Annotated in this window: 14 protein-coding genes, 1 other RNA gene and 4 pseudogenes; 15 read left to right on the forward strand and 4 right to left on the reverse strand. The window is 63.1% G+C overall.

Annotation, left to right across the window (positions count from 1 at the left end):
- Nucleotides 1-364: 364 nt before the first annotated feature.
- From A2G06_01290 to A2G06_01305, 4 genes are all read left to right on the forward strand, one after another.
- Nucleotides 365-1759, forward strand: coding sequence for a sigma-54-dependent Fis family transcriptional regulator (locus tag A2G06_01290; protein ID ANA39249.1), 1395 nt, complete (start codon nt 365-367; stop codon nt 1757-1759).
- Between the two features lie 8 nt (nt 1760-1767).
- Nucleotides 1768-2535 (forward strand): lytic transglycosylase, encoded by a 768-nt coding sequence (locus A2G06_01295; protein ANA39250.1) that lies wholly within the window; start codon nt 1768-1770, stop codon nt 2533-2535.
- A gap of 142 nt (nt 2536-2677) precedes the next feature.
- Nucleotides 2678-4642, forward strand: a complete 1965-nt coding sequence (locus tag A2G06_01300) for a hypothetical protein (protein ID ANA39251.1) — start codon at nt 2678-2680, stop codon at nt 4640-4642.
- Nucleotides 4643-4704: 62 nt separating this feature from the next.
- On the forward strand, nt 4705-5922 hold the full coding sequence (locus A2G06_01305) for a histidine kinase (protein ANA39252.1): 1218 nt from the start codon (nt 4705-4707) through the stop codon (nt 5920-5922).
- Here the strand turns inward: A2G06_01305 and pepN are convergent.
- A pseudogene (gene pepN, locus A2G06_01310) lies at nt 5919-8551 on the reverse strand (aminopeptidase N). The gene A2G06_01305 and the pseudogene pepN sit on opposite strands and share 4 nt — an antisense overlap.
- A gap of 73 nt (nt 8552-8624) precedes the next feature.
- Nucleotides 8625-8806: non-coding RNA, 6S RNA (gene ssrS, locus A2G06_01315), on the reverse strand.
- A gap of 295 nt (nt 8807-9101) precedes the next feature.
- Here ssrS and A2G06_01320 point away from each other — a divergent pair.
- The 9 genes and pseudogenes from A2G06_01320 to A2G06_01360 all read left to right on the forward strand — a co-directional run bounded on the left by A2G06_01320 (nt 9102) and on the right by A2G06_01360 (nt 18057).
- Nucleotides 9102-9848 (forward strand): hydrogenase accessory protein HypB, encoded by a 747-nt coding sequence (locus A2G06_01320; protein ID ANA39253.1) that lies wholly within the window; start codon nt 9102-9104, stop codon nt 9846-9848.
- 15 nt (nt 9849-9863) lie between these two features.
- Nucleotides 9864-12154: pseudogene (locus A2G06_01325) on the forward strand (carbamoyltransferase HypF).
- A 6-nt stretch (nt 12155-12160) separates the two neighbouring features.
- Entirely contained in the window at nt 12161-12391 is a 231-nt protein-coding gene (locus tag A2G06_01330; protein ID ANA39254.1) for a hydrogenase assembly protein HupF, read from the forward strand.
- On the forward strand, nt 12391-13482 hold the full coding sequence (locus tag A2G06_01335; GenBank protein ANA39255.1) for a hydrogenase formation protein HypD: 1092 nt from the start codon (nt 12391-12393) through the stop codon (nt 13480-13482). The genes A2G06_01330 and A2G06_01335 overlap by 1 nt, the downstream gene beginning before the upstream one ends.
- A 20-nt stretch (nt 13483-13502) precedes the next feature.
- Nucleotides 13503-14516: a hydrogenase expression/formation protein HypE gene (locus A2G06_01340; protein ANA39256.1), complete on the forward strand. Its 1014-nt coding sequence runs from the start codon at nt 13503-13505 to the stop codon at nt 14514-14516.
- 86 nt (nt 14517-14602) lie between these two features.
- A complete protein-coding gene (locus A2G06_01345) occupies nt 14603-15457 on the forward strand; it encodes a phospholipase (protein ID ANA41561.1) in 855 nt (284 codons plus the stop codon).
- Nucleotides 15458-15633: 176 nt separating this feature from the next.
- Nucleotides 15634-15993 carry a pilus assembly protein gene (locus tag A2G06_01350; protein ID ANA39257.1) on the forward strand — a complete coding sequence of 120 codons (360 nt, stop codon included), beginning with the start codon at nt 15634-15636 and terminating at the stop codon, nt 15991-15993.
- Between the two features lie 77 nt (nt 15994-16070).
- Entirely contained in the window at nt 16071-16841 is a 771-nt protein-coding gene (locus tag A2G06_01355; GenBank protein ANA39258.1) for a molecular chaperone DnaJ, read from the forward strand.
- Between the two features lie 111 nt (nt 16842-16952).
- Nucleotides 16953-18057 (forward strand): annotated as a pseudogene (locus tag A2G06_01360) (general secretion pathway protein GspE).
- Here A2G06_01360 and A2G06_01365 read toward each other — a convergent pair.
- A pseudogene (locus tag A2G06_01365) lies at nt 18026-18458 on the reverse strand (hypothetical protein). The pseudogenes A2G06_01360 and A2G06_01365 sit on opposite strands and share 32 nt — an antisense overlap.
- Nucleotide 18459: 1 nt before the next feature.
- Nucleotides 18460-19143, reverse strand: coding sequence for a GTPase-activating protein (locus tag A2G06_01370; GenBank protein ANA39259.1), 684 nt, complete (start codon nt 19141-19143; stop codon nt 18460-18462).
- Between the two features lie 389 nt (nt 19144-19532).
- Between A2G06_01370 and A2G06_01375 the strand changes: the two genes are divergently transcribed.
- Both A2G06_01375 and A2G06_01380 read left to right on the forward strand, forming a co-directional pair.
- The gene (locus A2G06_01375; protein ID ANA39260.1) at nt 19533-20267 is read left to right on the forward strand and encodes a DNA-binding protein; all 735 of its coding nucleotides are present in this window, start codon (nt 19533-19535) and stop codon (nt 20265-20267) included.
- A 106-nt stretch (nt 20268-20373) separates the two neighbouring features.
- The gene (locus A2G06_01380) at nt 20374-21618 is read left to right on the forward strand and encodes a peptidase M48 (protein ID ANA39261.1); all 1245 of its coding nucleotides are present in this window, start codon (nt 20374-20376) and stop codon (nt 21616-21618) included.
- The last annotated feature ends 14 nt before the right edge of the window (nt 21619-21632 follow it).

The raw sequence follows: 21632 nt of genomic DNA on the forward strand, positions 1-21632 counted from the left end.
CGGTTGCGTTTCCTTGCGGGTACCGTTCAGCGTTCATGCAAATTGCGTTCTCTTGGCCCGCCGACTGGTGAAGGGGAGGTGATTCCGTCCGGCGGGCGCAGTATTCTCATCGGCGCAACAGATCATAATTTTAGAATTATTTTTTGTACACGTCCTGGGATCGTGGATTTTTGAGCGCGGAGGGCTTTCTGCCCGAGGATGCTGGGCATATTTCGGGAGCAAAGGGCCTGTTCGCGGCAGTGGAAAAAAGTTTTTGGCGTGATCGTCATTTTGTTGACTTTTGTCATAAATATGACTAGTATGGGGTCCTGTTGACCGCGCAAAGGTTCGTGCCAAGATTACGTCATGCCGTCCAGGGGAGAACATGGAGACACCGAGGCTGCTCATTGCCGATGATGACAAGAAAACTCGAGATTTTGTCGCGGCGTTTCTGAAGTACAAGGGATATGACGTCCTCCAGGCCTTTGACGGTCAGGATGCCCTGGAAAAGCTCGAAGTCGAGGATGTCCACCTGGTTATCACCGATCTGATGATGCCACGGGTAAACGGCCTCGAGTTCGTCAAGAAATTGAAGGCCATGCGACCCGGCACGGTGGTCATCGCCTACAGCGCCTTCGGTAACTACGAAATGACCTCGAACCTGCTCAAGGCGGGGGTCTTTTTCTATCTCGAAAAGCCGTTCAACCTCGACGAGCTTGAAACCCACGTGAAGCGCGGCCTCGAGCACCAGTCGCTCCAGAGCCAGACCTACCGGAGCAAGCCGGCCCTCAAGAGCCGCTCCCTCATCCCCAACATCATCGGCGAAAGCCCCCGGATGCTCTCCCTTTTCGAGCTGATCGAGAAGGTCGCCGAGTCCGATTCCACCGTCCTCATCCAGGGAGAATCGGGGACCGGCAAGGAGTTGGTCGCGCGGGCCGTCCATGACCTGGGCACCCGGAAAAACCGCAACTTCGTGCCGGTCAACTGTGCCGCCATCCCGGACGAACTGCTGGAAAGCGAACTCTTCGGCCATGTGAAGGGATCGTTCACCGGCGCCATTGCCACCCGCATCGGCCGGTTCGAGATGGCTGACAAGGGGACCCTGTTCCTCGACGAAATCGGCGATATGAAGCCCAATCTGCAAGTAAAGCTCCTGCGGGTGCTGCAGAACAGAGAGCTGGAGCCGGTGGGGGCAACCCGTTCCAAGAAGGTGGACGTGCGGATCATCGCCGCCACGAACCAGAACCTGGAAAAGCTCGTAGCATCCAAGCAGTTCCGGGAGGACCTCTTCTACCGGATCTCGGTCATTCCCATCTTCATCCCGCCCCTGCGGGAGCGCAGGGAGGACATCCCCCTTCTGGTGAACACCTTCCTCGACCGCTTCAACCGCAACAAGAAGAGCAAGGTAAAGGGCATCGATGCCGACGCCATGGAGATACTGGGCAACTACGACTGGCCCGGCAACGTGCGCGAACTGGAAAACCTGGTGGAGCGGCTCGTCATCCTCAAGGGATTCGGCACCCTCGGGGTCAAGGACCTGCCGGAAAAGTACACCGGCGTTTCGCTGTCCGCCCCGTCCGAAGCCCTGGCGCTTCCCGATGCGGGTATCTGCCTCAATACCGTTGTTGAAGAGTTCGAGAACAACCTGATTCTGCAGGCCCTCAAGAAGACCGGGGGCAACAAGAAAGAGGCGGCACTGCTGCTCAATCTGAAGCGGACCACCCTGATCGAAAAATTAAAAAAGAGAAAACTCGATGTAATTTCCACGTCTCTTGCATAGACGCGGGTATGTTCATCGACCCGACACAACGCCCCAACCTTCAAACCGACACTGCAGCCGGGGAACGCCCTTCCGGCACCGGCGCGGCGGATACTTCGCGCTTTGAGGCCCTTCTCGCCGGCCGCGCCGCGTCACCGGGACGGAAAGCCGACATCAGGGAGACCGCTGCCGCGGCGGCCGAGCTCATGCGCCTCGACATGATGCGAAGCGCCTTCTCCCTGGGAGATGCCGCCGGCGAGACGCCCCGGCCCGTCGGGTCCCAGGCCATGGAGTTCATCCTCAAGAGCTTTGCCCAGAACCGTGGCGAGACGCCCGTTGCCGCTGCCCCGCAGGCAGAGGCCGGGGAGCCGGCCGCCGTGTCCGCTGCCGATGTCCCGCCGACTGGTCCGCGCGATGCCGGCTGGCTCGAAGATGTCATCCAGCGGGCCTCCCGCCGCTACGGGGTCGAGGTGGGGCTCATCAAGGCGGTCATCAAGGCCGAGAGCAATTTCAACCCCAATGCAGTGTCCCATGCCGGAGCCCGTGGACTCATGCAGCTCATGCCCGCCACCGCGCGGGGACTTGGGGTTACCGATTCGTTCGACCCAGAGCAGAACGTCATGGCCGGCACGCGTTTCCTCAAGGATCTGCTGAAGCGGTACGGGGGCGATATCGACAAGACCTTGGCCGCATACAATTGGGGCCCCGGCAACGTCGACCGCAAGCCCCATTTGCTCCCTCGCGAGACACGCGATTACCTCGTCAAGGTGAAGGAGTACTACAGCCAGTTCGCCTGAGCGTAGCGGTTCCGCGCCGCATCAATAGACGCGGTGATTTCCACCTGACCCTCTTCTCCTGTTCGGCCCGTCGACACGCAGCGACCCGGCACCCGTGCGTTTCTCTCGGGGGAGGGGCTGTGAGCGCAAGGACGAATACCCCATGCCCCATCGTCTCCACCTGGAACAGTTCGGCCCCGTCCACGCCCTTCCCGTCCTCCACTATCGCCTGGAGTTCGCGCATCTCGTCCGCGAGGCGGTGCACCGCGTCAAGCCCGATTGCATCGCCATCGAGTTGCCGCCCACGCTCGAGGCGCCGTTCCTGCGGGCCGTGGAGCGGCTGCCCGAGATCTCGGTCATCCACTACGAAGGTCGGCAGCGCCGCGGCGGCGCCGAATCGGTCTACCTCCTGGTGGAGCCGGCCGATCCCCTGGTCGAAGGGGCGAGGCTGGCCATGGAGCGCCGGATCCCCCTGCGGCTCGTGGATGTGGATACCGACTCCTATCCCCGCCACGTGGAAGCGCTTCCCGACTCCTACGCCATTCACCGGATCGGCCTCTCCCCCTACTATGAGGAGTACCGGCGCGCAGCCGGCTCTGTGGCGCCGGGCCGGGAGGACCGGCGGCGCGAGCGGGGAATGGCCTGGCGGCTCCGGGAACTGGCCAAGGAATATGGCCGCATTCTCTTTGTCTGCGGCATGTACCATCTGGAGCGGATCAAGGACGATTTCGGGCGGCCCCAGGCCGCTCCCCTGGAGCGGGTGCGGCGCCAGGGGGTGAGGCTGTTCAACCTGCATCCCGACTCCTGCCGGGAGATCCTCGGCGAGTTTCCCTTTATCTCGGCGGTCCATGAACTGCGCCGCGGTCCTCTGCCGCCCGAACCCGACGATCGCGGCGAGACGCTCCGCAAGCGGTTCAGCGCGTTCGAGCTCATTGTCGGCGGGAGGAAGGACCTTCCGGAGGAGGAACTCTTGCGCCATGCGGTGGAGCGGGGCGCAAGGCATGCGGGGCGAGGGGAAGAGTTCCCCGACCGGCAGCGGGCCATCTTCCGGCTCTTCCAGGAGGCGGCCCGCCACTACCGACAGGAGACGGGCGAACCGGTCCACCTCTGGCAGAAGCGAGCCTTTTTCCGCTTTGCCCGTAATTATGCCCTTGCCTCGGGCGCGCTCCTGCCCGACCTGTTTCAACTGCTCATGGCGGCACGGGGGTGCGTGGACGATAACTTCGCCTACGCCCTGTGGCGCCTTGCCACCTTCTACCACTGGCAGCGGGCCGAGGCAGACATCCCGACCATCAGCATCTCCCCCGAGGAAATCTGGGGCGGGAGCCGCCGCATCCGCTTCCGCCCACGGGAGCGGCGCCGGAAAGGGCTGTCGCATCTGGGCTTTCTCAAGCGCAAGAAGGAGAAGCGCCCCGGAGAATGGCTCGAAGGATTCACTGACCCGAGCATCTGCTCCTACCCGCCCGAGGATGTGGTGATCGAGGAGTATGGCCGCTTTCTCAAGAAAAAAGGTGCCATGCAGCTTTCCGAGGAACTCTCCCGGACGGAGCCCTTTACCTCGTCGCTACTGGACGGGATCGATCTGCGGGAAACGCTGCGCAACGTTGCCGATGGGCGGATCTATGTCCGGGAAAGCCAGCGGGCCAAGGGGGGCGTGGGCTCGGTGGTCGTCATCTTCGACGAAGACCGGGGAAACGGTAACTATCCCTACCGCACGACCTGGCTGGGCGAGCATGAGCAGGAATCGGACATGGCCTTCTATGCGACGCCGCCGGCGGACAACATCGTCGGCCCCGGCATCTGCCGCTGCGAGTACGGCGGGTTTCTTCTTTCATACCCGCCGCGCCGGATGATGGATGTCTGGCGCGACCCGGACTATGCCTTTGCCCGGTCAAAGCCGGAGGTGCTTCTCCTGGCCGCCCTCGACTATTCGCCCGAAAAACATGTGGTCCACGTGGCCGCCCGGCCACCCCGCAGCATCTTCCGGCAGATCGCCGCACGCATGGGGAAAAAGATCGTCCACATCCCCCTGGGCTCCCTTTCGCCGGTAAAGCTCGCATCCCTCCGGGTGCTTCATATCCTGCACGGCCACGACAAGCGCCAGGTGGCCAAGGACTACATCTGGTGACATGTCCTTGCCCCTTGAGGGGTGAAGGGTATACTTGAGACAAATTCCGGCCGGAGGCCCCGATGTCCTGGTTTGCCAACCTGAAAATCACCACCAAGTTCACAGTCATCCTCTGCGTCATGTTTGTGACCCTCATGGGGGTCAATGCCGTGGACGACTATCTGCGGCAGGAATCGCTCATCGTCAAGGATGCCACCGACAATGCCCGCATCCTTGCCCGGCAGATCGTGGAAACCCGGGAGTACATGTCCTCGGTGGTCCGGGGCGAGCCGGAGGCGAACTACAACCTGGTCCCCCAGGTGGTCGCCACCCAGGTGGCCAAGCGGATCACGACCGGCAGCAAGTACTACGTCCGTCAGGTGTCGCTGCGCTACCGCAACCCCGCCAACCGTCCCGACGCCTATGAAACCGCGATGCTGCAACGGTTCGGCAGGGAAAAGGCCGCCGAGCAGTGGGAGGTGGTAACGATCGGCGGCAAACGGGTCTTCCGCTACCTGCTGCCCATGACCGCCGACGCCTCGTGCCTCGGCTGCCACGGCCGCTACGAGGAGGCCCCGGCCTTTGTCCAGGCGCGGTTTCCCAAGGGACACCCCTCCTATGGTTACCGGATCGGCCAACTGATCGGCGCCGTGTCGGTTTCCATCCCCATGGCGGAGCTTTACCGCCAGATCGGCATCAACCTCAAGCTTGATCTGGCCGTCGTTTCGGGTGTCGTCCTCCTCATCCTTGCGGCCATGAGCTTCATGGTCCACCGCTCCATCATCAGACCGGTCCGATCGGTGGCAACCTCCATCGGCAACGTGGCGGCTACGGGAAATTTTTCGGAACGGCTCGGGAAAAGCTCCGACGACGAGGTGGGAGAACTGGTGGGGGCGTTCAACGAACTCATGGAGGAGTTGGACCGCACGACCCGCCAGCGGCAGGAGTCCGAGGACCGCTACCGCAACGTGCTGGAGATGGCCCAGTCCGCCATTGTCACCTTTCTGGCCGACGGGAAGCTCATCATTGCCAACCGCAAGGCAGAGGACCTGTTCGGCCTTCCCAAGGGGGAACTGCTGGGTGTCTCCATCTACACTTTCTTTGAGGAGGGGGATGCGGTAAAGGGCGCCATCGAGACCTATCTGAGGGAAGGGGCGGCCGCCATGATCGGGGAGGCGACCCCCCAGCGGATTCGCAGTATCCGGGGGAATGTGACAGCGGTGGAAATGGCCCTCTCCGTGTCCCGGTCGGATCACAACCCTCTCTTTACCGCTATTTTGCGGGAAAACGGCCGGTACTAGCCTCCGGCCAATCCTTTGGTCACCACGTCGCGGATATCCCTCGCAAGGCTTGGCTCCCGCGCTATCCGCTCCAGCTCGGCCTTCATCCGTTCCCTCCGGTTTGGCTCATGCCGCCGCCAGCGGGTAAGGGGCTCGGCCATCCTGGCGCCGATCATCGGGTTCAGGCTGTTCAGCTTGATCACATGGTCCGCCAGCAGCCGGTAGCCGCCTCCGGCCTGATCGTGGAACCGGACCGGGTTGTTGACGGCGAAGGAAAGGATGAGGGCGCGAGCGCGGTTGGGATTGGCCAGGGTGAAGTCGGGATGTTCCAGGAGACGCTGCACCCGGGCGAGGGTGTCCGGCAGGGGAGAGGCGGCCTGGATGGCGAACCACTTGTCGATGACGAGGGGCTCTCCTCGCCACCGGGTATGGAACTCGGCCAGGGCCGTCTCCCCCTCGCGTCCCTCCGTGTGGGCCAGAAGCGTCAGGGCGGAGAGGGAGTCGGTCATGTTGTCGGCCTCCCTGAACTGACGGAGGCACGCCTGCCGGATCGAGGGGTCGTCCAGGGTCATGAGGTAGCCGAGGCAGCAGGCGGCCAGGCTGCGCCGCCCTGTCTCCTCAGGCTCGAATCGGTAGGGTCCCCCGGGTCGGCACCGATCCCACAGGGCCGATAACTCCCCCCGCAACTGTCGGGCAAGGGCTGCCCTGACAAAGCTGCGAGCCTCGAAAATCCCCTCCACGTCGATCTCTTCCATCTGCTCGCCCAGAATATTTTCCGACGGCAGCGTCAGGGCCTCGGCCAGGAAAGCCCGGTCCTTTTCCCCCGAGGAGAGCAGTGTCCCGCAGGCTTCGACCAGTGCCGGGGGAAGGCGGAGTTCCCGCCCGGCTTGCCGGTCTGCCACCACGTGCATGATGGTTCCCGTCATGAGCCGCTGTCCCGCCTCCCACCGGTTGAAGAGGTCGCCGTCTTTCCCCATGAGAAGCGCAAGGTCCGCCTCGGTATAAGCATAGTGCAGCCTCACGGGGGCGGAAAAGCCCCGAAACAGTGACGGCACCGGCTCTTCGGGAATGCCCCTGAAGCGAAACGTTTCCTCCTGACGACTGAGCTCCAGAGCCCGCCCCGAGTCCAGGGGAGCCTGCTCTCCATCGAGGTGCACGGGCAATTCATTGCCGCTTCGGTCCAGGAGCCCCATTACCAGGGGGATGAGGAGCGGTTCCCCTTCGGCAACGGTTTGGCGGATGGTGAGGGTGTACGCCTTGGTGTCTGCATCGTGGCTGCCGGTTACATGGACCTCCGGCGTGCCTGCCTCCCGGTACCATCTCATGAACTGCGTCAGGTCGCGCCCCGATGTCTCGGCCAGGGCGCTGACCAGGTTTTCCACCGTGGCGCCGGTGCGTCGTGGCGGTCGAAATAGAGATCCATGCCCCGGCGGAAGGCCTCGTGCCCCACAAGGGTGCGGAGCATGCGGATCAACTCTGCGCCCTTGTTGTAGACCGTGGCGGTGTAGAGGTTGTTGATGGCATCGTAGGTGCCGGGCCGGACCGGGTGGGCCAGGGGCCCCGCATCCTCAGGGAACTGGTGGGTCCTGAGATACCGGACGTCCTGGATCCGTTTTACCGCCGGCGATCCCATGGCGGCTGAGAATTCCTGGTCCCGGAAGATGGTGAGACCTTCCTTGACGGAAAGCTGGAACCAGTCACGGCAAGTGACCCGGTTGCCGCTCCAGTTGTGGAAGTACTCATGGCCGATGACCCCCTCGATGGCTGCATAGTCGGCATCGGTGGCCGTGTCGGGCCGGGCCAGGACGTAGCGGGAGTTGAAGACGTTGAGCCCCTTGTTTTCCATGGCTCCGAAGTTGAAATCGTCCACGGCCACGATCATGTAGAGGTCCAGGTCGTACTCCCGGCCGAATGCCTCCTCGTCCCAGCGCATGGCCTCGGCCAGGGAGCGGACGGCATGGTCGCACTTGTCCCGGTTATGGCTCTGGACATAGACCTGGAGCGCTACTTGCCGCCCCGATTTCGTGACAAAGGTATCCTCCACCTTCACCAGGTTCCCCGCCACCAGGGCGAAGAGGTAGGATGGCTTGGGGAAGGGGTCGTGCCAGGTGGCATAGTGGCGGCCGTCGGGCAGGTCGCCACTGGCCGCCAGGTTGCCGTTGGCCAGCAGCACCGGGCAGGTCGCCCGGTCTGCGGTGATGGTGACGGTGTAGACTGCCAGCACGTCGGGGCGGTCCGGGAAATAGGTGATGCGGCGAAAGCCCTCTGCCTCGCACTGGGTGCAGAAGGTGCCGCCGGAGCGGTAGAGCCCCTCCAGCAGGGTGTTTTCCTGGGGCTTCAACTCCGTAGAAACGGAGACCGTGCACCGCTCGGGGACGTGGTGCATGGTGAGCGTCTCATCGTCCCGGACATACTCGCCGGCCGCTAGGGGCCGGCCGTCCAGTGCAACGCGCCGCAGCACGAGCCCTCTTCCGTCGAGCACCAGGGGCCGGATTCCTCCAGCCCGGTCATGATTGGCCACCACGGAGAGATCTGCCTGCACAAGGGTCACATCGTCGTGCAGGTCAACGGTCAGGTGGACGGCTTCCACTCGGTAGTCGGGCGGGGTGTAGTCACTGAGGGCAACGGGATGGCTGTGGGGCGGGTGCATGGGGGCTGGCCTCCTCCGTATGGCGGTCTGATGGCGAATGAAAAAGGGACCGTGAGTGCGGTCCCTTTATTCTAGTCTCTCCACCATGCCGTTGGCTTGTAAGGGCCTCACAGCGAGTTCCTTACAGGTGGCAGGCTCTGTGCCGCTTCAGGCAAATCCCGCGTGATGGGGTAGCACACCACGGCTTAAAGAGCCCCCAAATGATAGTAAATGTTCCGCTGGGGCGTGTCAGCCTCACGCGCATGGTAGAGAGAATCTTAATTTTGATAGTAGTCTAACGCCGGTCACAGGATAAATCAAGCCCCTTTTTGGGTAGAGTGCCGGGTGCGGGGTTGCTGGCGGAATACTTGACCTTTTACGCCATATGCTATAGGCTCGGAACCAGGCGCGAAATGGTGAGTTCCGGCAGTGTTGCACCCTCCTCCGCGCCCCCGCCATCGGATTCGTTCCATCAGTAGACAGAGACCATCAGGCCGTTTTCCCGGCGCGCCCCTTTTTGACCTCGGGCGTCGCACATGTGGCCGTAATGAAACAGGAGGCGACCAGCGCCATGTGTACCACCTGCGGTTGCGAAACAGACACCCACCATCATCACCATGAACACGGTCACGGCCACTCCCACGACAACGGGCGCGAGTCGCGGAAGATCACGGTGGAAACCGACATCCTTTCCCGCAACAATCGTTTTGCCGCCGACAATCGGGCGCTTTTCGCGGAAAAGGGAGTGTTTGTCCTCAACCTGGTGAGTTCACCGGGCTCCGGCAAGACAACCACCCTGGAACGGACCCTTGGAGATCTGTCGGGCAGGTATCGCTGCGCCGTCATCGAAGGGGACCAGCAGACCGACAACGATGCGCAACGGATTGCCGCCACCGGCGTGCCGGCCCGGCAGATCAACACCGGCGCCGGCTGCCATCTCGATGCCCACATGGTTGGACATGCCGCTGAGGAATTCGATCTGGACGCGTTGGATCTCCTCTTCGTCGAAAACGTGGGTAATCTGGTCTGCCCTGCTTCCTTTGATCTGGGAGAGCACCACAAGGTGGTGGTTCTGTCGGTTACCGAGGGGGAGGACAAACCCCTCAAGTATCCCAATATGTTCCACGCGGCAGACGTTATGCTGCTCAACAAGATCGACCTCCTCCCCTACGTGGATTTCGATGTCGAGAAATGCCTGGAGATGGCCAGGCGGGTGAGCCCGGGGATCACGATCTTTCAGGTGTCGAGCCGGACCGGCGAGGGGATGGATGCCTGGTATGCATGGCTGGCCGACCGCATTGCGGCGGTGAAGGGGTAGGTCGGGAATCCGGCCGTGGTGCTCAGGCTCAGGATAGCCGTTGAGGGCATCGTCCAGGGCGTCGGGTTCCGCCCCTTCATCTTCAGGCTGGCTGCCCATCACGGTATCGTCGGATGGGTCAGAAACAGCGGGGCCGGTGTCGTCATGGAGGCTGAAGGCGATGCCGACGCCCTTGCGGCCTTTCGCGCCGCCATTGAGAGTGATGCCCCGCCCCTGGCGGTCATTGCCCGAATCGTCATCGAGGAAATTGCGCCCCAAGGGGACGGCTCTTTTGTCATCGGCGAGAGCGGCGAGGGCGCGGGTACGGTGCGGGTGGCCCCCGACGGCGATGTCTGTCCGGACTGCCTTCGGGAACTCTTTGACCCGTCGGACCGGCGCTACCGCTATCCGTTCATCAACTGCACCAACTGCGGGCCCCGCTATTCCCTCGTCACTGCTGTTCCCTATGACCGGCCCAATACTACCATGGCGCGCTTTCCCCTGTGCGATGCCTGTCGGTCCGAGTACGACGACCCGATGGATCGCAGATTCCATGCCCAGCCCGTAGCCTGCCCCGTGTGCGGCCCGACGCTGAGGCTGGTGGATGCCTCGGGCGCCGGTCTGCCGGGGGATCCCGTCGACCGGACCGTGGACCTTCTGACCGAGGGCAAGATCGTCGCGATCAAGGGGCTCGGCGGTTATCACCTGGCGGTGGACGCCGCCAACGACGCCGCCGTGGCGGAACTGCGCCGACGCAAGCACCGGGACGAAAAGCCCTTCGCCGTGATGGCGCGGGATATGGAGGCCGTGGCGCGGTTTGCCCTGGTCGACTCCGTGGAGGCGCGGCTTCTGACCGGGCCCGAGCATCCCATCGTGTTGCTGCGCAAACGGCCGGGTACCATCCTCTCCGGTCGAGTGGCCCCTGCCAACGGCTATGTCGGACCATGCTCCCCTATACGCCGCTCCACCACCTGCTGCTCAAGGAGCGGTTCGCGGCCCTCGTCATGACGAGCGGCAACCTGTCGGACGAACCCATTGCCTACCGGGATGATGAGGCGGTTGAGCGGCTTTCGGCGATCGCCGATGCATTTCTGGTCCACGACCGGGAGATTCGAACCCGCGTCGATGATTCCGTGATCCGGGTATTCAGGGGCAGTCCCCTCTTTTTGCGCCGCTCCCGCGGCTATGTTCCCCGCGAGGTACGGCTGCCCGTGGAGATCCCGTCCGTTCTTGCCGTGGGAGCCGAGCTCAAGGGTGCCCTGTGCCTCACGCGGGGGGACCGGGCGTTCCCGAGCCAGCACATCGGCGACCTGAAGAACGACACAACCCTGGCGTCTCTGGCGGCAACGGCGGAACACCTGCAGGCGCTCCTGGAAATCAGGCCCCAGGCGGTGGCCCACGACCTCCATCCCGACTATCTTTCCACGGGCTATGCCGAGGGGATTGCCGGGCTTCCCCGGGTGGCGGTCCAGCATCACCACGCCCATCTCGCCTCCTGTATGGCCGACAACGGTCTTGACGGCAGCGTCATCGGCGTCATCTTCGACGGCACCGGCCTCGGGACCGACGGGACCATCTGGGGGGGCGAGTTCCTCGTGGGGGGATATGACGGCTACCGCCGGGCCGCACACGTGCGGCAGGTGCCTCTGCTCGGCGGAGACGCGGCGGTGAGGGAGCCGTATCGCATGGCGCTCGCCTATCTGCACGACGCCTTTGGTGCCGATCTCTTTGAACAGCCGGTCCCCTGGCTGGCCCGGGTGGGGGATGAGGATCGCTCGCTGTTGTTGCGCATGCTGGAGCGTCGGATCAATTCTCCTCTGACCTCCAGTTGCGGCCGGCTCTTCGATGCCGTGGCCGCCATGGTGGGGCTGCGGCGCCGGGTGAGCTACGAGGGGCAGGCGGCCATCGAGCTGGAAGGGCAGGCGGAAGAGTCCGCCACGGGGCGGGCCTATCCCTTTGCCGTGCTTCGTCGCCAGGGTGCCATCGAAGTGGACTACCGGCTCATGGTCCGGGCCCTGATGGAGGATCTTGCCGCGCAGGTCCCCCTCCCGGAGATGGCCCGGGCGTTCCACAACACGGTTGCCGCCTCTGTTGTCGACGTCTGCCGCAAGGTACGGAGCGACACCGGTCTCGACCGGGTCGTCCTCTCGGGAGGAGTCTTTCAGAACCGGCTCCTGTGCGAGGAGTCGTGCCGGCTGCTTGAGGCAGAAGAGTTCCGAGTGGTTACCCACCGCCTCGTCCCTCCCAATGACGGAGGCGTGGCGCTGGGACAGGCCATGATTGCAGGGGTGGCCCACCGTGTCCCCCAGAGTGATAAAGGAGAATAAACAACCATGTGTCTCGGTGTGCCCATGCAGGTCGTCGCCGTCGGCGAAGGTGAGGTGGTGGCGGAAATAGACGGCGTCAGAAAAGAAGCCAGCCTCATGCTGTTGGACGAGGAGGTGCGGGTAGGGGATTTCGTCATCGTTCACGCCGGGTTCGCCATCTCCAAGCTCGACGAGGAGGATGCGCAGGAGACCCTCCGACTGATGAGGGAAGTATTCCGCCCGGAGGACATGGCCTGATGAATTACCAGGACGAGTTTCGCGACCGGGCCCTGGTGCAGGGGTATGCGCAGCGGATCGACCGGTTGGTGGAGGGGCGCACGGACGTCGTGACCTTCATGGAGGTCTGCGGCACCCACACCATGTCGATCTACCAGTACGGCCTCCGCAGCCTCCTGCCGCCCCAGGTGCGACTCATCTCCGGTCCGGGCTGCCCCGTCTGCGTGACCCCCAACGAATACCTGGATAGGGCCGTGGCCCTGTGCCGTCTCCCCGGCGTCATCGTTGCCACCTTCGGCGACATGGTCCGGGTGCCGGGCTCCTCCTCGTCGCTCCAGGAGGAGCGGGCCATGGGGGCAGATGTGCGTATCGTCTATTCCCCGCTCGACGCCGTTGCCCTGGCGGCGGCAAACCCGGACCGGAAAGTGGTTTTCCTCGGCGTCGGTTTCGAAACCACGGCACCGGCCATCGGCGGAAGTATTCTTGCGGCCCGGAAGCAGGGGCTTGCCAACTACTTTGTCCTGGCTGCCCACAAGACCATGCCGATCCCCATGCGTGTTCTGGCCAATGACCCCGAGCTCGGCATCGACGGCTACCTGTGCCCGGCCCACGTCAGCACCATTATCGGTGCCGGGGCGTACCGCTTTCTTCCGGAGGAGTTCGGCATGCCCTGTGTGGTGACCGGCTTCGAGCCGGTCGACGTCATGCAGGGGGTGGAGATGCTCGTTCGCCAAGTGGTGGAGGAGAAGCCCCGGGTCGAGATCCAGTACAGCCGTGTGGCCACCTGGGAGGGGAACCGCAAGGCCCTGGACGTGCTTGCCCAGGTATTCACCCCCTTTGACGCACCCTGGCGGGGGATCGGCATCATTCCGGGGAGCGGCCTCCGGATCGCCGATGCCTACGCCGCCTTCGACGCCGAGCGGGAGATCGCGGTGGAGGTCGAAGAGACCAAAGAGCACCAGGGGTGCCTCTGCGGGGAGATCCTCAAGGGGAAAGTGACCCCCTTCGACTGTCCCCTGTTTGCCAACGCCTGCACTCCCGAGTCGCCCGTGGGCGCCTGCATGGTTTCCAGCGAGGGGACCTGTGCGGCGGCCTACAAGTACGGGCAATAATTCAACAACCGGAGAACCCTGTGAACAAGGACCTCATCCTGCTCGGTCACGGCAGTGGCGGAAAGCTTTCCCACCAGCTCCTGGACGACCTCATCATCCCCACTCTGTCGGGGATATCCCTGGCGGGCCAGAACGACGCGGCCCTGGTGGATGCCGGCGGCCGCAGGCTGGCATTCACCACCGATTCCTACGTGGTGGACCCCGTCTTTTTCCCGGGCGGCAATATCGGGACCCTGGCGGTTAACGGTACCGTCAACGACCTGGCCATGATGGGCGCGCGTCCCCTGTTCCTGAGTGCCGGCCTCATCATCGAAGAGGGATTCGGCAGGGACGACCTGGGGATCATCCTTGCGTCCATGCGCCAGGCTGCCGATGCCGCCGGGGTAAGGATCGTCACCGGCGACACCAAGGTCGTCCCCCGGGGCAAGGCCGACCGGATCTTCATCAATACCTCGGGCATCGGACTGGTGGAGCACGACTTCACCATCTCCGGCGCCTGCGCCCGCCCCGGCGATCGGATCATCATCAACGGCACCGTGGGGGACCACGGCATTGCCGTCATGGCGAAGCGGGAGGGGCTTGAGCTCCAGACCGACATCGTCAGCGACTGTGCCCCTCTCAACGGGCTGGTGGCCGACATCATCGCCGAGGGCGGCGGTGATGTTCATGTCCTGCGCGACCCCACCCGGGGAGGGGTCGCCACCACCCTCAAGGAGATAGCCCTCCAGTCCGATGTCACGATCACGATCCGCGAGGATGCCATTCCTCTGGCCGGGCCGGTGAGGGGGGTCTGTGCCATTCTGGGTCTCGACCCCCTTTACGTGGCCAACGAGGGCAAGCTTCTCGTTGCCGTGGCCCCGCCGGCCGCCGAGCGGGTCCTGGCGCGCATGAAGGAGCATCCCTGCGGAGGGGCTGCCGCGATCATCGGTGAAGTGACCGGTGCGGGCGGGGGAAAGCTCCGGATGGAGACGTCGGTCGGGGGCGTAAGGGCAGTGGAGATGCTTGCGGGCGAGCAGTTGCCGCGCATTTGCTGACGGTACGGGCCGGCCGGCAGCCGGCCCCTGACCGATGATGACAGGAGCGCCCGGAGCGCCAAAATTTGCCGGAGGTAACGGTCACCATGGATAACCGCCAACCACGCCAGGCCGGAGCAGATGAGCCGGTAACCCTCATGCTCGTGGGAGGGGGGATTCGCTGCTATGCCTTCATCGGCGCCCTGCGCGCCCTGGAGGAGATCGGCGTCCCCATCGGCAAGATCATCGGCGCGTCCACGGGCAGCATCATCGCCGCCCTGTACGCCGCGGGCATGCCGACCGCCGAACTGAAGCGGCTTGCCCTCGAAACCGACACGGAGTTGTTCCGCGACTTCTCTCCGCGCGGTGTCTTCTCCGGCATGGGAATCTGCCGGGGCGATGCGCTTGAGCGGTGGCTCGACGAGCGGTTGGGCGGCGTCTGCCTGGCGGATTTGCGCCGTAGCCCGCTGGCCGTCATTACCACGGATATCCTGAACCACGTGCCTTTCGTCCTTTCGGCCGACAATGCGCCCCGGCTGAAGGTCTCCGCCGCGGTTCGCTTCTCCGCGGCCATTCCCTTTGTCTTTGCCTGGAAGAAATTCGTCGTGCGCGGCAAGGAACACGTGCTCATCGACGGCACCCTCATGGCGAGCGTGATCGAGAGCCAGTGTGCCGAGGCGGGCAAGACTCTTGTCCTGCGGACCTTCTCCAAAAGAAGCATGAACCATCACTCCTCCTCCGTCATGACCCTGCGCCGTTACGCGGGGGACCTCCTGAACATCTTCTTTCACTCCATGGACCGGGAGTTCCTCAAAGGGGCCCGCTGGAAGGACACCATCACCATTCATTGCGGCATGGTGCCGTCCCTCTCCTTTTCCGTCACGACGGACGAGCGGGAGTTCCTGATGGAACAGGGCTATCAGCAGACTGCCAAATACCTTCGATACAAGTGGGGGCTGTAAGGTTAAATCCCGCTTTTTTTCTGTCTAACCCCCTGATGTTCTGCTAGTATGGCGCCATGTATACTGTATACGCGCAAGCGGTAGCCGGCGGCGGAGTACTGTCCTAAAGTTTTGTCCGGAACGGACGATACGATTGACAGTGGCAATAAGTTTCGGCCGGCAGGCGGAGGAGCCAGGTGGAAAAGAGAAAGTTCGAGCGGATCGATTTCAGGAGCGAGGCGATAATCCGGCACAATGGCACGAGCTTCAGGGCGGAAGTGGAGAACGTGAGCCTCAAGGGCCTCTTTGTTCGTACGGACCAGAAAATCCCCATCAACGAGCAGGTTGATGTCTCCATGTTTTTCTTCGGATCATCGGCGGAGCTCTCGTTCAGCCTTGAGGCGAGCGTAGTGCGAATAACCGACGACGGAATCGGTCTCAACTTCCGAAAGATCGACATGGACTCCCTGGTCCACTCGGATACGGCGGTCACCACCTTGGGGGCCGATCGCCAGGGTGTGATCGAAGAATTTTACGGCTTCATCGACAAGGACTAGCAACCGGTCTCTCGAACCCCTGTCCCATAGCATTCTCTTTCCCGCCGCGGAATTACGCCTCGCGGCACTGATTACCCATGGACGATCTCAGCGATTGCTACGGGTTGCTCGGTCTCAGCCCCGGCGCTTCCGCCGACGAGGCAAAGCGTGCCTTTCGCGCTGCCGTTTCCGCCTGCCATCCCGATCGCTTTGCCCATGACCCGGTGCGACGCCGCAATGCTGAGGAGCGGTTGCGCGTGATCATCGAGGCCTATCACCGGATCGATGCCTGCCTCAAACCCTGCCCGGAAACGCCGGCCGGGCCACATGAGGAGCTGCGAGCCGGGGGCCGGCCGACGGGGCGAAGCTTCCGGTTTCCCCGTTCCTCCCTCGTCACGGTTCCCAATGGGTTGCTTATCCTGCTCTGCGCCGCTTGTACCTTCCACTTCGCTCGTCTCTACGGGGCCACGGCAAGCGCTGTCCTGGGGGCACTGGAACTGCTGCTGGTTCCGTTGCTCTTCGGAGCTGCCCATAATCTGATCATTCCGACGAACCGGCTGGTGCGGAACCTTTACGGGTCATTCACCGTCTGCTTTCTTCTCATTGCCATTGCCGATGCAGTGACCGTGCGGCACGACAGCAGTCTCCCGCTCCCTGCCCCATCCGAATACTCCGACGGCATGGCCCCTGCTTTCCCGGTGCCCTGGCCCGCTACGAGCCATGATCGCCCGGCAGAGCATGCCGATGGGTCGGCTGCGGAAACTTCCCCATACCACCTGGGCATCCGGCCTCCCCAGTCTCCCCGTGCCCCGGCCGTTCCTCTTGCCCCGGCGGCTCCCGCGGCACCCCTCATGCCGCCGGTCCGATGAGGCCTGCCTGCCGGGTGCCCCCATAAGGGCGGGCAGGCGTGGTTGCGGTTGATGTCAGTGGGAAGCCGGCGGCGGGAGGCGCGCCGGAGCATTCCCGCCATGGAGGAACCTATGCCGATACGCCTCGGCGAAATGCTGATCAAATCCGGAATGATAACTCATGCGCAACTGGATGAGGCCCTGAAGGGGCAGGTGATCTTCGGGGGCAGGCTCGGGACGAATCTCATTGAAATGGGGGTGATCGGCGAGGAAGAGCTTGCCCGGGTCCTGAGCGAAAAGCTCCGGGTTCCCTGTGCCGATCCCGACGAGCTCATGGCCGTGCCCGACCACCTCCTGACTCTTGTCCCCCGTGATATGGTGGAGCGCCACAAGATCGTCCCCCTTGGGGTCGACGGACGGCGGCTCAGGCTCGTCATGGCCGACCCCTCGGATTTGCCGGCCATTGATGAAATCGCCTTTCGTACGGGATTCGTCATCGTGCCGATGGTCGCACCGGAAATCCGGCTCTTCATGGCGTTGGAGAAATACTACGGCATCCGGCGCGAGGTGCGCGCCCTGCCCGTATCGGAAACTCTGGGGGGGCGCAGAGTCTGTACCTATGGGCCCACGCGGCCTGCGGAGCAGCCCATGCCTCGGGATGTGGTCGATTTCTCGACCCTGCCCGGCGATGGCGAGTATCTCCCCTGGGAGGGGGGCGACACCGCTGGGAATCGCATCGAGGCAGCCGAGCGGTACACAATTGACACCCTTTCCCGGACGCTTGCCGACTGCCGCGAACGTGACGCCGTGGCCGATGCCTGGTGGACTGCGCCGGCCGGCTTTTCGGTCGTGCGGGCCTGCTGCTCGTTATGAGGGATGTGGCTGCGGGGTGGGAGGCGGCTGCGGCCCGGGGCGGTTGCGTGAGTTCGGGCAGTTGCGAATATCGCTCCAGGAGGCGTCACAGGTTCGGACCGTGGTCGAGGGGCGGAGCGTGTATCTTGGTCCTCCGGGCCTGTCCCCGGCCGACCGGCGGCTGGCAGAGGCCCTGGGCGGGGCTGGTGCGCCGGGTCTGCTGCTCGTGCCCATGGTGATGGGGCGGCGCGTGGTCACCATCCTCTGTGCCGCAGGAGAGATTGCCTCTCTGGGAGCTCGGTTGTCAGAGGCGCAAACCATTGCACGGAAAGGGGTGCTGGCATTCGAGATCCTCATCCTGCGTGGCAAGATCCTGATGACATGACGATTGCCGGCCGGTCAGACGCTCGCCCATCCGGGCGGTCCGGAGTCGGAGTGGAGGGCCGGGGACGTAATGTCTTTGCGGAGCCGGGCAGCGGCATCGTCGAGCGAGCGGCTCATGAGCTCGCGGCTGCTTTCCCTGGTGCAGAGGAGCAGAAGCAGGCCGTCGTCGAGGGGCTTTATCGCCACGATCCCCTCCGCGTACCGGAGGAAGAGCGTTTTTGTGCTGGCGGACGAGATGCCGAGGACGGACGCGCATTCAGCCACGTCACCCGAAACCGCCGACAGGGTTGCGTCATCGAAGAGGCAAGGAAAGGCCCGCTCGATGATATTTCCTCCGCGATCCGTGACAAGGCTGCCAATGGCCCCGGGCAGCGCGTTGAGTTGTTCGAGCGCCTGGCTCACGTCAGGAGGAATGGACGGCACGGCGGATTGCCTCTTCCACTGCGGGGGGCCGATGCTTTGCATCGGCGGTAACGGCAAGAAATTGATGCTTGCCGGCATAGACGAACAGATGCTCTCTTTTGCCCTCAAGGACCATTGCGGTAGGGCTTCCGGTCCCCAGGCGCGGACCGATCCGGCCGGCCAGGCGGGCGAGGAAGCATGCCCGGGCGGCGAGTCTGTCCGCCGAGGGGCCGCTGCCGTCTGTGGAGGCGCCGTTATGGTCAAGGATGATGGCATCGGACACCATCCCGACTGCACGTATCCGGCCGCGGAGCGAGGTGTTCCCCTGCGGGTCGACGTGCCGCCGGCGCTCATCCATGGCTTGGTGCGCATCGAGCAGAAGATGCTGCCGGCTTTTCCTGATGGAGTGGCGGGCGGTTGACAGGTACGGCTGGGCAGTGAAGCGCCCGCCCGGCCAGCGCATGATCCGCTGGAATGCCTCTTCTCCCTCGTAGCTGTCTTTTTCGGCGTGGACAACCTCGCCGTCCCTGAAAAAAATAACCCCGTGCCGTCCTCCGAATTCAACCGAAATGCAGCCGGAGAACCTGTTGGTCCCCTTGAGCTGGATCAGATCGGCCAGCGAGAGCCCGACCATGGAGCCGTCGAATCCTTCGTATCGTTTCCTTCCGAGCGCCTCGTGCGCCATGACTCCCTCCCTGGTGACCGCATGCCATAGACGGTGCGGCGGATTCGGCCTGTACGTTTAGTGGTACCGTCGAAGTGTGGCTGTATAACATATTTTTGATTTATCGACAAGATGATGAATGGCTGTTCATCCTGTAACGGTTCGTGATGATTGCCGCCATGGGGATTAATTTGCATACAATTAAAACATATCAATAAAATATATAATAATGTCATATTTTCGTAAAACCTTGTTTTGTTCATTTGGTGGTTCCGGCTGTGCAGGTGAAGCTGGAGTGCCGGAGAACAGAGGAAAAACATTGTGATTTTCCCGCAGGAAGGGTAGTCTTGAAAACACGCGGGCGGGGTTGCACGAACCGGGTCCCGCAAATTTACCGCAAGGAGTCAGCCATGAAGTATGTGAATGCCTTTGTTCTTATGATTCTACTTGCATCCTTGTCCCTTGATGCCCACGCCTTCGGCTCCATGGGCGGCATGGGGGGGGGAGGCGAGGCTTCCGTCGTTCAGGGCACCCCCCTGGCAGGAAAGGTCGTGGAGACGTTCAACGGCGGCGGGTATACCTATGTCCGTCTTGAGCGGGACGGTAAGACCGCATGGGCGGCCATTCCCGAGACATCTCTGGAGGTCGGCCGCGAGGTGACCCTCAAGCCGGGCATGGAGATGCAAAAGTTCTTCAGCAAGGCGCTTAACCGGACCTTCGACAGCATCTACTTTTCCGAGGGAATGGCGACCCAGGCCGCAAGCACCACGGGGAAGAACTCGGCCGGAAGCAAGGGGGGGGTGGTCACTCCCGCAGAGAAGATTGCCGTAGAAAAGGCAGCAGGGGCCAATGGTTTCACTGTTGCCGAGCTTCATGGCAACAGGGAGAAGCTTGACGGCAAGACGATCACTGTCCGGGCCAAGGTGACCAAGGTGTCGGCCGGCATCATGGGCAAGAACTGGCTGCATCTTCAGGACGGCTCCGGCGACAGCTCGAAGGGAAGCCATGATCTGACCGTGACGACCCAGGACCTCCCGGCCGTGGGCGAAGTGGTCACCATCACCGGGACGCTCAGGAAGGACAAGGACTTCGGCGGCGGCTACAGGTATGACGCGATTGTGGAAGACGGGACGGTTTCGCACTGACACGGCGGATCACTCGGCGCATGCAGGGGGAGGGGCCACGGTTCCTCCCCTTTTCCGTGTCAGGCCCAATTCTCGACAACCGCTGTCACCTGAGGTATCCTTCCCCATGACTGTGACGATCCTCGCCTGGTACCTCGCGGTCCTCGCCTTCGAGCATCTGCTCCGCATCATGAACCTCAAACATCTCAGGCGCCATGGAACAACGGTCCCCGATGGTTTCGCCGGAGCGGTGGATGAGGGGAGCCTGCGCACTGCAACTGCCTATACCCTCGACCGGAGTCGCCTGGGGATTGTGGAATCGTTGGTCGACAGCGGCCTTCTTGTCGGATTTCTCTTCGCAGGAATCCTCCCGCTCTTCGACCGCTGGGTTGCCTCGCTGACCACCTCGTTCATCCTGGCGGGCGTCGTCTTTTTTCTGCTTCTTTCCCTCGTTCAGAGCGCCATCGCAATCCCCTTCGGACTCTATGAAACATTCGTCATTGAGCGCCGGTACGGCTTTACCACCATAACGCCGAGGCTCTGGTGGTCCGACCTGCTTAAATCGACGTGTATTTCAATGACGCTTGCCACGCTCATGATTTCCGGCGCTTTCGCCCTGGTCGCATGGAGTCCCCTGCACTGGTGGCTCTGGGTCTGGGGCTTTCTCGCGTTTCTGACCCTGTTTCTCATGTATCTCTCACCGTATGTCATCGAGCCGCTGTTCAACCGCTACGAGCCGGTGAAGACCGAAGGGCTGGAAGAAGAGATCCGTGCCATGGCCGAGCGGGCCGGACTCAGGGTGAGCCGGGTTATGCAGGTGGATGCATCCCGGCGCAGCCGCCACTCCAATGCCTACTTTACCGGCATCGGCCGGGTAAAGCGCATCGTGCTGTACGATACGCTGCTGGACCAGATGACCCGCGCGGAGATTCTGGCGGTCCTGGCCCATGAGATCGGCCACTGGAAGCTGGGACACATCCGCCGGAGGCTAATTGGCGGTCAGGCAGGCGCCCTTGCCGCTGCCTGGCTGGCCTGGAGGATCACATCATGGGAGGGGCTGCCCGGGCTTCTGGGGATGACGGAGGCGACGTTTCCGGCTCGGCTCGTGATCGTCGGCTTCATCGGTACCCTGGCGCTCTTTCCGCTAACGCCCCTGTTTGCCTGGTTGTCGCGCCGGCAGGAGCGGGAGGCCGACCGATTCGCAGTGGAGCTCTGCGAAGATCCCGCATCGCTCGCTACGGCGCTGGTTAAACTTTCCCGGGAAAACCTCTCCAATCTTCATCCGCACCCCCTCTACGCAGCGTTTCACTATTCCCACCCGCCGGTGGTTGAACGGGTGCAAGGGCTGCTGGCGCTGGCGCGAAAAGAATGATCCGTGCGAGTGTG

Source organism: Geobacter anodireducens (assembly GCA_001628815.1).
GTDB lineage: Bacteria > Desulfobacterota > Desulfuromonadia > Geobacterales > Geobacteraceae > Geobacter > Geobacter anodireducens.